The organism is Rhizobium sp. Root1204 (assembly GCF_001424965.1).
GTDB lineage: Bacteria > Pseudomonadota > Alphaproteobacteria > Rhizobiales > Rhizobiaceae > Pararhizobium.
In genome coordinates this window covers 26,511-38,499 of record NZ_LMCZ01000010.1, presented here as the reverse complement: position 1 = coordinate 38,499, position 11,989 = coordinate 26,511, and the positions used below count along the sequence as shown (strand labels likewise).

General features: G+C 60.2%; 11 protein-coding genes. 9 read left to right on the top strand and 2 right to left on the bottom strand.

What is annotated here, in order from left to right; translation table 11 throughout:
- Positions 1–30 precede the first annotated feature (30 nt).
- Positions 31–720, bottom strand: a complete 690-nt coding sequence (locus ASC96_RS12545; RefSeq protein ID WP_060503391.1) for a GntR family transcriptional regulator — start codon at positions 718–720, stop codon at positions 31–33.
- Positions 721–919: 199 nt separating this feature from the next.
- On the opposite strand from ASC96_RS12545, the gene ASC96_RS12540 reads away from it, so the two are divergent.
- From ASC96_RS12540 to ASC96_RS12500, 9 genes are all read left to right on the top strand, one after another.
- Positions 920–2,491, top strand: coding sequence for an ABC transporter substrate-binding protein (locus ASC96_RS12540; protein WP_060503390.1), 1,572 nt, complete (start codon positions 920–922; stop codon positions 2,489–2,491).
- A gap of 97 nt (positions 2,492–2,588) precedes the next feature.
- Positions 2,589–3,581, top strand: coding sequence for an ABC transporter permease (locus tag ASC96_RS12535; protein WP_060503389.1), 993 nt, complete (start codon positions 2,589–2,591; stop codon positions 3,579–3,581).
- 13 nt (positions 3,582–3,594) lie between these two features.
- The gene (locus ASC96_RS12530) at positions 3,595–4,524 is read left to right on the top strand and encodes an ABC transporter permease (RefSeq protein WP_060503424.1); all 930 of its coding nucleotides are present in this window, start codon (positions 3,595–3,597) and stop codon (positions 4,522–4,524) included.
- 4 nt (positions 4,525–4,528) lie between these two features.
- A complete protein-coding gene (locus ASC96_RS12525) occupies positions 4,529–5,497 on the top strand; it encodes an ABC transporter ATP-binding protein (protein WP_060503388.1) in 969 nt (322 codons plus the stop codon).
- 5 nt (positions 5,498–5,502) lie between these two features.
- Positions 5,503–6,570: an oligopeptide/dipeptide ABC transporter ATP-binding protein gene (locus ASC96_RS12520; RefSeq protein ID WP_082512052.1), complete on the top strand. Its 1,068-nt coding sequence runs from the start codon at positions 5,503–5,505 to the stop codon at positions 6,568–6,570.
- Between the two features lie 9 nt (positions 6,571–6,579).
- Positions 6,580–7,242, top strand: coding sequence for a flavin reductase family protein (locus ASC96_RS12515; RefSeq protein WP_060503386.1), 663 nt, complete (start codon positions 6,580–6,582; stop codon positions 7,240–7,242).
- Between the two features lie 61 nt (positions 7,243–7,303).
- A complete protein-coding gene (locus tag ASC96_RS12510) occupies positions 7,304–8,494 on the top strand; it encodes an amidohydrolase family protein (RefSeq protein ID WP_060503385.1) in 1,191 nt (396 codons plus the stop codon).
- Between the two features lie 8 nt (positions 8,495–8,502).
- Positions 8,503–9,984, top strand: a complete 1,482-nt coding sequence (locus ASC96_RS12505; RefSeq protein WP_060503384.1) for an amidohydrolase family protein — start codon at positions 8,503–8,505, stop codon at positions 9,982–9,984.
- Positions 9,985–10,195: 211 nt separating this feature from the next.
- Positions 10,196–10,936: a GntR family transcriptional regulator gene (locus ASC96_RS12500; protein WP_162246350.1), complete on the top strand. Its 741-nt coding sequence runs from the start codon at positions 10,196–10,198 to the stop codon at positions 10,934–10,936.
- 20 nt (positions 10,937–10,956) lie between these two features.
- Here the strand turns inward: ASC96_RS12500 and ASC96_RS12495 are convergent, their stop codons facing one another.
- The gene (locus tag ASC96_RS12495; protein ID WP_060503382.1) at positions 10,957–11,724 is read right to left on the bottom strand and encodes an aspartate/glutamate racemase family protein; all 768 of its coding nucleotides are present in this window, start codon (positions 11,722–11,724) and stop codon (positions 10,957–10,959) included.
- Between the last annotated feature and the right edge of the window lie 265 nt (positions 11,725–11,989).

Below are 11,989 nucleotides of genomic sequence, written 5' to 3'. Positions count from 1 at the left end.
TTGCCTTTCAGATGAGGGTACGGGCGCGGATCAAAAACCGAGAATGTCTTCCAGATCCCGGGTGACGACGCGGTCGGTTTCCAGATCGAGCTGGTTTTCGATATGAGCGAGATGGTGATGCATGACGGCAAGCGCCTGCCTGGCGTCGCGGGCGACGATGCAATCAACGATCGCATTGTGCTCGTCGGGGCCGCAATTGTGGACGTCTTTCTGCTGGTACATCGCCATGATCAGCGACGTCCGGGAGATGAGGTCGCGCAAAAGGTCTGTCAGGATTTGTGACTGGGCGAGTTCCGCAATCATCAGGTGAAACGCCCCGGAGAGGCGGATCGCAGAGGCAACATCGGCATTCGCATGCGCCTTGCGTTCTTCCTCGACATGATCGCGAAGCTTGTTGATCCCGGCAGCGTCGATGGTGACGCATAGTCTTTCGACCAGCCGTTCCTCGATGGTGCGGCGGGCGAAGAAGACGTCGCGCGCCTCTTCGATGGAAGGCTTGGACACAAAGGCTCCCCGGTTGGGAACGAGCGTAATCAGTCCGTCGCGGGCAAGGTTCTGCAGCACCTGGCGAATGCGCGCCCGGCTTGCGGAGAAGATTTCCGAAAGCTGCTCCTCTTTCAGCCGCGTACCGGGGCTGATCTGCCGCTCGGCTATGGCGTTCCACAGCCTCTGGTAAATCTCCTGATCCGTCGCGGGCCGTTTCCCGGCTTCCATATCCATCCAGCATCCCTCCCAAGCTGCTACTGAAAATTGTGTCTGCAAGTCATCGACTGAAACACGAACCGTGTCAACATTTTTGTCAACAAACATTGTTGACAATTTTCTTATCGAATGTCAGCAATAAAGACAGGAGCGATATCCACCGCCGGAGGAACAGGCGTGACGAGATGACCACGCTCCGACATTGGGAGGAATTTACATGAGGAAGTTGCTGCTCGCCGCATCCACGGCGTTCCTAGTTCAGTTCAGCGCCCCGGCGTTTGCTGCCGAGCATACGCTCCGCTATGCCTCGGCTGGCGACATCTACGGGCTTGATCCGCAATCCACCACGGACAGCTTTTCGATCAATTTCCTGATGCACATCTACGAACCGCTGGTGCGCTACAACAAGGAACTGAAGATCGAGCCGGCTCTGGCTACATCCTGGGAAATCGTCAAGCCGGACGTGATCCGCTACAAGCTTCGCCAGGGTGTCAAATTCCACGACGGCTCGGATTTCACGGCTGACGATGTCGTCATGTCGCTGATGCGAGCCACCGACGACAAGTCGCCGATCAAGGGCAACCTGCCGGCACTCAAGTCCGTCGAAAAGATCGATGATTACACTGTCGAGTTGCATCTCAGCGGCCCGACGCCACTGCTTAACAACTACCTGACCAACATCGCGATCTTTGATGCGCAGTGGCTGGAGAAGAACAACGGCGTCAAGCCGGTCAATGCCGAAGTCGGTGAGGAAGGCTATACGACCACCCATGCCAACGGCACTGGTCCCTTCAAGCTCGAGAGCCGCCGCCCGGATGCGCAAACCGTGCTGACTGCCAATGAAGGCTGGTGGGACAAGCCGGAACACAATCTGACGAAGATCGTCCATACGCCGATCAGTTCGGATGCAACCCGTGTTGCAGCACTCCTCTCCGGTGAGGTCGACGTCATCACCCCGTCGCCACTGCAGGATGCCAAGCGTATTGCCGGTTCGCCGGGCACCAAGGTGCTGGAATCGCCCGGCCTGCGGACGATCATGATGAATTTCAACATGCGCGACAAGCTGGCTGACGGCAATGTCGAGGGCAATCCGTTCAAGGATGCCCGTGTTCGCAAGGCCGTCTATCTGGCTATCAACATGGATCTGGTGCGCGACAAGATCATGCGCGGCAAATCCCGCAACGCCGGCATGCTGATTGCTCCGGAAGTGCCGGGCTTTGACGAGAAGCTCAACCAGCGTTTCCCCTATGACACGGCTGCCGCCAAGGCGTTGCTGGCAGAGGCAGGTTATCCAGATGGCTTCCAATTCAACATGAACTGCCCCAACGATGCCTACGTCAACGACGAGGAAGTCTGCCAGGCAATGACGGCGATGCTCGCCCAGGTCGGCCTTAATGCCAAGCTGGTGACGGAAGGCCGCACGCTGCACTTCAAGAAGGCGCAGGAAGGTCAGGCCGACATGTTCATGCTCGGCTGGGCGACGTTGCCGATGCTCGACGGCTTCAGCGTGCTTTCCGCCATGTTGCATTCGCCTGAAGGCAAGCTCGGCACCTGGAACCCGGGCGGCTACAAGAATGCCAAGGTCGATGAACTCACGAAGAAGATCGATGTTGAACTCGACGAGGCCAAGCGCCGCCAGATGATGGCGGAAGCCTTCGCTATCTCCGAAGAGGAAGTGGCGTGGCTGCCATTGCACCAGCAGCCGCTGTCCTGGGCCGTGCGTGACAATGTCGAGGTGGTTCAGACCCCCGACGATCTGCTGCGCCTCTGGTACGCCCGTATCAAGTAGTCGAACGGGTCTCCGCTTGTAACTCAGGCGGGGACCCGTCCACGACTGGCCGGGCCGCGCAGATGCGGCGCCGAGTGATCCCAAGGGAGTTGGGTCGATGTTTGTATTCCTCGTTCGCCGTCTTTTTCAGGCCGTGATGGTCATGCTCGCCGTGGCGTTCATTGCCTTCCTGATGTTTCGCTACCTGGGCGATCCCGTCAACAATATCGTGTCGCAGGATGCCACCCAGGAACAGCGCGAAGAAGTGCGCCAGCGGCTGCATCTGGATGATCCGATGATCATGCAGTACGGACGGTTCGTCGCCAATGCAGCCCAGGGCGACTTCGGCATGTCCTACCGCAACAGCCGTCCCGTGAGCGCCTTGCTTGCCGAACGCCTGCCGGCAACGGCCGAACTGGTGCTGGTGGCAGCGCTCCTGTCCTTGGTTCTTGGTATTCCGCTTGGTATCTACACCGCGCTGAAGCCGCGCGGGATCCTCAGTCAAGGGCTGCAGATCCTGTCCCTGATCGGGATCTCGCTACCGACATTCGTCACCGGTATTCTGTTGATCCTGATCTTTTCCGTTTGGCTCGGCTGGCTGCCATCGTTCGGCCGCGGCGAGGTCATCGACATCGGCTGGTGGTCGACCGGTTTCCTGACACTCAGCGGTATCAAGGCGCTGATCCTGCCGTCCTTTATGCTCTGTCTGTTTCAGCTGACGCTGATCATGCGGCTGGTGCGGGCCGAGATGATGGAAGTGCTGCGCGCCGACTATATCAAGTTTGCCAAGGCGCGGGGGCTGCGCAACAAGACGATCCATTTCCGCCATGCGCTGAAGAATACGCTCATCCCGGTAGTCACCATCTTCGGGCTCCAGCTCGGCGGCCTCATTGCCTTTGCTATCATCACCGAAACGGTCTTCCAGTGGCCGGGCATGGGCGCGCTGTTCATCCAGGCAGTCAACTTTACCGACGTGCCGGTGATGGCAGCCTATCTCGTCATGGTCTCGCTGATCTTCGTCATCATCAATACCAGCGTCGATCTTCTCTACAACGTCATTGACCCACGCCTCCGCGCCGACCCGACGAGGGCGAGCGGACGTGGCGCCTGAAGGAGACATGGCCATGAGTGACACATCCTTCACCGGGCGGCTGCGCAGCTTTGCCGACAGCGACCTGTTCTATAGTTTCCGCCGCTCCAAGACGACGGTAATCGCCTCGATCGCGCTGGCATTGCTGGTTTTCTTGGCCGTCTTTGCGCCTGTGATTTCGCCCCATAATCCCTTCGATATCGCCGGATTGAATCTGCTCGACAGCGAACTGCCACCATCCTGGCAGGAAGGCGGCAATCCCGCCTACCTGCTTGGGACGGATACGCAGGCACGCGATGTCTTGTCTTCTCTGCTTTACGGCTTGCGTATCTCACTGCTGGTCGGTTTCGCCAGCGTGATCCTGGCGGCCGTCCTCGGCGTGTTCCTCGGCCTTGTCGGCGGTTTCGTCGGCGGCATTGCCGATGCGATCATCATGCGCATCGCCGATGTGCTGTTGAGCTTCCCGGCGATCCTCGTCGCTCTCCTCATCAACGGTGTCATGCGTGGCATCCTCCCGGCCAACCAGCAGGATAGCGCGGCAATTGTCGTTCTCGTTCTGTCGATCGGATTGACGAACTGGGTGCAGTACGCGCGCACGGTGCGCGGTTCGACACTCGTCGAGCGCCAGCGGGAATATGTTCAGGCGGCTCGTACCATTGGTGTCGGCCCGCTGCGGATCATGCTCACCCATATCATGCCCAATGTGCTTGGCCCGGTTCTGGTACTGGCCACCATCAACCTCGGCATGGCGGTGCTCACGGAGGCGACGCTGTCGTTCCTCGGCGTCGGCATGCCAGCGACCCAACCGTCACTCGGCACCCTGATCCGCGTCGGCAACGAATATCTGTTCTCCGGCATCTGGTGGGTGGTGATCTTTCCGTCGGCGACGCTCGCCGTACTCGTGCTTGCCGTCAACCTGATCGGTGACTGGCTGCGCGATGCGCTCAATCCGAAACTGAGGTGATCCCATGGCTCTGCTTGAAGTCGAAAATCTCAAGGTCGAATTCCCCACGCGCAAGGGTGTCCTGACCGCCGTCGACAGCGTCTCCTTCTCTGTCGAACAGGGAGAAATCCTCGGTGTGGTCGGCGAGTCGGGTGCTGGAAAGTCGATGACCGGCGCTGCTGTCATCGGCCTGCTCGAGCCACCCGGCCGGATCGGCGGCGGCCAGATCCGCCTCGACGGCAAACGCATCGACAATCTGCCGCCAAGCGAGATGCGCAAGGTTCGCGGGCGCCATATCGGTGCGATCTTTCAGGATCCGCTGACCAGCCTCAACCCGCTGTTTACTGTTGGCGAGCAGTTGGTCGAAACCATCCGGACGCACCTGCCGATGTCTGCGGCTGATGCGCGCAAACGTGCCATCGAGTGGTTGGAGGAAGTCGGGATCCCAGCCCCCGACAAGCGCTTCGACCAATATCCGCATCAGTTCTCCGGCGGCATGCGCCAGAGGGTTGTCATTGCGCTTGCGCTTTGTGCCGAGCCGCGCCTGATCATCGCCGATGAGCCGACGACCGCGCTTGACGTTTCGGTTCAGGCGCAGATCATTGCGCTGTTGAAGCGCGTCTGCCGCGAGCGCAATGCGGCAGTGATCCTGGTGACCCATGACATGGGCGTGATTGCCGAAACGGCAGATCGCGTTGCCGTGATGTATGCCGGGCGCCTGGCCGAAATAGGGCCGGTTGCGCAGGTGCTGCAAAAGCCGAGCCATCCGTATACAGCGGGTTTGATGGGCTCGATCCCGCGTATCGGGCCACGGCCGGACCGGCTGATCCAGATCGAAGGGTCGATGCCGCGCCTGACCGATATTCCGAAAGGCTGCGCCTTCAATCCGCGCTGTCCGAAGGTTTTCGCCAATTGTCATCATATCCGGCCCGAACTGCGGCAGATCGCCGATGGTGCGGCCGCCTGTCTGCTCTACGAAGGGGTGACGCAATGAACGCCATGCCGACAAGTTTGAAAACCGCAGACAATCGCACTCTTTTGTCCGTGAAGGGGCTAAAGAAGCATTTCGCGATGACAAAGCCTTTTCTCAACCGGCTCATCGAGAAGGAGGAGCCACAGTCGGTAAAAGCCGTGGACGGCCTTGATCTCGACATTCCCCGCGGCCAGACGCTAAGCCTTGTCGGCGAATCCGGCTGCGGTAAGTCGACGGTGGCGCGGTTGATCATGGGGCTCTCCACGCCCTCTGGCGGCAACATCACGTTCGATGGCGTCGATATTTCCCGCGCGCCTGCCGGAAGCCCTGCTGCCGTTCGCCAGCGCATGCAGATGATCTTTCAGGATCCCTATGCCAGCCTCAACCCGCGCTGGCGGGTTCGCGACATCATTGCCGAGCCGCTGCGTACCTATGGCCTGAGCGGCTCGCGCGAGGAGGAGCGCCGCGAAGTTGATCGCCTGCTTGAATTCGTCGGCCTGAATGCCAAGGATGGCGACAAGTTCCCGCACGAATTCTCCGGCGGCCAGCGCCAGCGTATTTCAATCGCCCGCGCCATCTCGACCAAGCCGGAGTTCCTAGTCTGCGACGAGCCGACATCAGCGCTCGACGTTTCGGTCCAGGCGCAGATCCTCAATCTGATGCGCGAGATGCAGCGCGAACTGGGGCTCACCTATCTGTTCATCAGTCACGATCTGGCTGTCGTTAACTTCATGTCGGACTGGATCGGCGTCATGTATCTTGGCCGTCTCGTCGAGGTTGCACCCGCAGCGGAACTCTTCAATAATCCGCAGCATCCGTATACGCGGCTGCTGCTCGACACGATCCCTGATCTTGGCATGTCGAAACGTGACCGGACCCCGGCTGCCGGCGAGGTGCCCAATCCGATCAGTCCGCCGCCGGGTTGCCATTTCAACCCGCGCTGCGCGCTTGCCAACGACCGTTGCCGCAGCGAAGCTCCGGTGCTTCGGGCCTATGCAAACGGTGGGCGTGTCTCCTGTCATGCGGCCGAAGAGGGACGCGGACCTGCCGTCGTTCCGGCAGGCATGGAACACTCCATGCAGACAGCACCTTGAGAGGGTATAATGGATTTCGATTTTACCGAATTGCCTGAGAAGGATCGATACCGGCTGCTATGCAGCTTTGTCGGCCCGCGTCCCATCGCGCTGGTGACCACTATCGATGAACATGGGTGCAACAATGCCGCGCCGATGAGCTTCTTCAACGTCTTCTCGCACGAACCGCCCTTGCTGATCCTCGGTATGCAGACCCGCCCCGATGGAACGGCCAAGGATACGGTCGCCAACATCCGGCGCTCGGGCGAGTTCGTCGTCCACATGGTCGATATGTCGATTGCCGAGGAAATGATCGTCACCGGAATCAATTTTCCGAGCGACGTCGATGAGATCGAGTTTGCCGGACTGACCAGCGTGCCGTCTGTCAAACTGGCGGCCCCCCGTATCGAGGAAGCCCCTTGCGCGATGGAGTGCCGGGTGTCGCAAATCCTCGATTATGGACGCCGAACCATCGTCATCGGCGAAGTCGTGCAGATGTATGTGCGCGACGAATGCCTCGATGAACGCGGCCACTATGTCCGCCCGGAGGTCTATCAGCCGATCGCCCGTCTGCATGCCGACAACTATATCGTTGCCGACAATCAGTTCGTGCTCAAGCGCCCGGCCGAGCTCTTACATCACGAAGAAGCTGCCGGTTACGGCGAGCCAAAGCCGGAAAAGGCAAACGCCTGAAAAATCGCGCCGGACGCCCGGCTCCGGCATGACGTAAGTAAAACAGACGAGCGGTGCAGACATGACAGAACTTCTTCTCAAGAACGTCAGGCCCTTCGGCGGCGGCGTGACCGACATCCTCATCCGGGATGGCCGCATTGCCCGGATCGGCCTTGGCGACGCTGGTACGGTCGCAATCGAGGATGGCGGCGGAGCGATCGCCATTCCCGGCCTGATCGAGGCACACGCGCATCTCGACAAGTCGTTGTGGGGCATGGGTTGGCAAGTGCACCAGGCCGGGCCTACGCTGGAAGACAAGATTTCCACCGAGCGCCGCCTGCGCCGCGAATGGAACATCGACCCAGCCCGCCAGTCGGCGCGGCAGGTGGCGCTCGCTGCCTCCCACGGCACGACAGCCATCCGCAGCCATGTCGATATCGATACCGACCAGAAGCTCTGGTGCTTCGAAGGTGTTTCGGCAACGCGACAGCGTTTCCGTGATGTGATGGACATCGAGATCGTTGCCTTCCCGCAATCGGGCCTGATGATCCGGCCCGGCACGCTGGAGCTGATGGACGAGGCGCTTGCCAATGGCGCGGACGTCGTTGGAGGCCTTGATCCATGCGGCATTGACCGCGATCCGAAAGGCCAGCTCGATGCGATCTTCGGCCTTGCCCAGAAGCATGGCAAACCGATCGACATCCATCTGCATGAAGCGGACGATCTCGGTGCTTTTTCGATGGAGATGATCATTGAACGGACCCGCGCGCTCGGCATGCGCGGCAAGGTCACGATCAGCCATGCGTTCTGCCTCGGCATGGCAGACCGGGCTCGGGCAGCCTCCCTTACCGAACAGTTGGCGCGTCAAGACATTGCCATTGCCACCACAGCCCCAGCGTCACGCGCCGTGCCCGCGGCCGCCGAAATGCGCGCCGCCGGTGTCCGTCTCTGCGCCGGCTCAGACGGCATCCGGGATACCTGGGGTCCTTACGGCAATCTCGACATGCTGGAGCGTGCGCTGTTCATCGGCCTGCGCAACAATTTCCGCCACGATGCCGACGTCGAATATGCGCTTCAAATCTGCACTCAGGGCGGCGCCGATGTGATGGAGCTTGAAAGCTACGGCCTGCACGAAGGTGCCTTTGCCGACATCGTCCTGATCGATGCCGAAACCGTGGCCGAGGCGGTCGCCGCCCGTCCGAAACGCAAACTTGTGCTCAAGCGCGGCAAGCCGATCGCCCGTGATGGCCAGGCCCTTTTTTCTGTCGAATGAGAATTTGAATGACCGAAACGCTGCTTCTCACCGCCCGCTGGGTCGTTGGCCACGCCGATGGCCGTCACTGCCTTTACCCAAATGGCGAGGTTGTTGTTTCCGGCGACCGCGTAGCGTTCGTCGGCCATGGCTATGAAGGTCCGGTTGCCCGCCGCATCGATTATGGCAATGCGCTGATCGGCCCAGGCTTCGTTGATCTCGATGCCCTCTCGGACCTCGATACGACGGTACTCGGCTTCGATAATCAGCCGGCGGTGAAGAAGGGCCGCATCTGGCCGGAAACTTACATGGAAAGCGGCCCCTTCGAGATGTATTCCGAAGAGCAGCTGGCATTCCAGAAGCGCTATGCCTTCTCGCGCCTGATCCGCTCAGGCATCACCACGGCACTGCCCATCGCCTCCTTGTTCTACCGCCAATGGGGCGAGACGATTGGTGAGTTTACCGCAGCGGCACAGGCCGCTCGCGATCTCGGTCTGCGTGTCTATCTTGGGCCGGCCTATCGTTCCGGCAATTCGCTGGTGCGCCGCGACGGTTCCATCGACTTTCATTTCGACGAGGATCGTGGCTTCAAGGGTCTCGCCGATGCCGCAGCGTTTTGCCGGACATTCGAGGGGCAAGCGAACGGCCTGGTCCGGACCATGCTGGCGCCGGATCGCATCGAGACCTGTACTCCAGACCTGCTCAAGCGATCGGCCGCCTTTGCGGAAGAACTCGATGTGCCGATCCGGCTGCACTGCTGCCAGTCTCCGTTCGAATACCAGAGTGTATTGAAGCTGCGCGGCATGAGCCCGGCCGAATGGCTCGAGAGCCTCGGTTTCCTGTCGTCGCGCGCTATCCTGCCGCATGGTACCCATGTCAGCGGCCGCAACGGCATCGACCGGCCGGGCAGGGATCTCGAAATCCTGCGCGACGGCGGCGGCACGATCGTCCATTGCCCGCTGGTCTCGGCACGACACGGCAATGCGCTGCAGTCGTTCCGCAAGTACCGCGACATGGGCATTCGCATTGGTCTCGGCACCGACACCTATCCGCCGGATATATTCCTCAACATGCAGGTCGGCATGATGCTCTGCCGCATCGAGGAAGGTGGAACGGAAGGTTGCCGTTCCGAGGATTTTTATGACGCCGCGACCCTTGGCGGCGCCGATGCGCTCAACCGTCCTGATCTCGGCCGGTTGCAGGCTGGATCCGCCGCCGACCTGATCGTCGTCGATTTCGATGATCCATTCATGGGGCAGACCATCGATCCGATCCAGACCTTGATGCTGAATGCTTCGGCGCAGTCCGTACAGACGGTGATGATCGGCGGCCGCTTCGTCATGGAGAACGGCGTCATCCCCGGCGTCGATGATCGCGCCTACCGCAAGCGCGCGCAGGAGCAATTCGAAGACGTCGTTGCCAAATATCCGCTGCGCACGTTCAACCACCCGCCGGTCGCGGAAATCTTTTCGTCGAGTTACCGCAGGATCGATCCAGCCTCTGGCAGTTAACGCCGGCGTCCCTGCCGATGCCGATTTTCGCGTTCGACCCCTTCTGTATACATTCGGTGGGGTTGAGTGCGGTACAAGGCTTGTATTCGTTTTCAGTTTGCGCCATCACGATTATACCTTCCGCCGCGCCGGCGATCGCCAAGCCATCAAACAGATCGGCGGTGGTCATTCGTACCAAGGCTGGGCGAGGGATCGTGTGTGGGACATCATCATGCCAAGCGTGCCGAAAACGGCTCAGAGTGCCGACAATCCAAGCCGTCCGACAGCCGCGCGCAAGCGCTCTGGCCAGACCGACGAACGCATTCACGGCGAGATTTACGCCGCCATTATCAATCATCAGATCCGGCCGGCAATGCCGTTGCAGGAAGACGCGTTGGCGACAGCTTTCGGCGTCAGCCGCACGATCATCCGCAAGGTGCTTCAGCGCCTCGCGCACGAAAAGCTCGTCGATCTCATCCCCAACAAGGGCGCCTTTGTCGCAAAGCCCTCGATAGAGGAGGCCCGGCAGGTCTTTGAGGCGCGGCGCGGCGTCGAATGCATTCTTGTGGCCAAGCTCGCGGCAACTGTCACCGATGACGAGATTGGCAGGTTGGCCAGCCTCTTGGCGGAGGAAGCCGACGCCCTTGCCCGCAACGACCGGAAACGCCGGCTTCAACTGTCCGGGGATTTCCACCTGGAACTGGCGACCCTTGCCGGCAACGCCGTGATGCGCGGGTTCGTGCAGGAACTGGTATCGCGCACGTCGCTGATCATCGCACTCTATGAATCACCCGGCGCCGTGCCGTGTTCCCAAAGCGAACATAGCGATATCATTGACGCATTGAAGCGCAGGGATGGAGCGGCCGCGGCGCGGGTTATGGAACACCATTTGCGCCATATCGAAGCGCAGATCGAGTTGGCCGATCAGCCCTTGCGCGTGGATTTCTCTACGCTTTTCAAGCCGGTCACCTGAAACGGGCGGCGCTTGGCGGTTCAGCTGGCCCGGAGGACGTCGCCGCGCTGAGCCATTCCGGTCGCAGCGCCATAGCCGGAGAGTTTTCCACGATAGATCTTCGGCAGCGGCGGGGCGAGATCACCGCGTTTCGAGGTCTTCAGGCCCATGCCGACGATTGCTTCAGCGAATTTTACAGCTGCCGCGACACCATCGATAACCGGCACCTGCAGCCGTTCTTCGAGATAGCTCGCCAGATCGGCCATTCCCGCACAGCCAAGCACGATTGCCGACGACTGGTCCTCCCGCAGAGCCCGTTCGCATTCGGCAAGGATCGTCGCCCGGGCGTTCGAGTCCGGGTTTTCAAGTTCGAGAACCGGCACATCCGTTGCCCGCACCCGGCGGCAATGATGCTCCATCCCGTATGTGCGCACGAGGTGTTCGGTGATGATGCGGGTACGCTCAAGCGTCGTCACGACGGAGAACCCGGTGGAGACGAATGTGGCGGCGTGCATGGCCGCTTCGGCAATGCCAAAGACGGGCGCATTGGTGATCTCGCGTGCTGCAAGCAAGCCCGGATCACCGAAACAGGCAATCACATAGGCATCTGCCGGCGGCCCTTCAAGGATTTCGTCGATCAGCCCGACAATGCTCATTGCCTCATCGAAATGGCCCTCGATCGAGGCTGCGCCCGACTTGGAGGTCGTTGCTATGATTTCGGTGCGCTCCGCTGCTACCGCACGGGCAGCAGCGCCGATCAGGTCCGTCATCGACGACGTTGTATTCGGATTGATGAGCTTGATCCTCATGACGTCCTCGCTGAATGCACGGTTCGTTCCATGCCTAATTGTATACTATTTTATCCACTATTGGATTTTATGCTGAATTGTCAACTTTCCGCTTGGCGCAACGATACCTTCGCCGCCAAAATGTTAGGTAATGCTGGGTTAAACGGCCTTTTCAACCTTTTGAGCGGGAAGAATTCATTTTAGGTCGCGAGGCCACCGGTAGCCGGCATGCCGCAACGGCATCATTTCTTGGATTCGATTTTGTTGCCAAATCAATTTTAACATT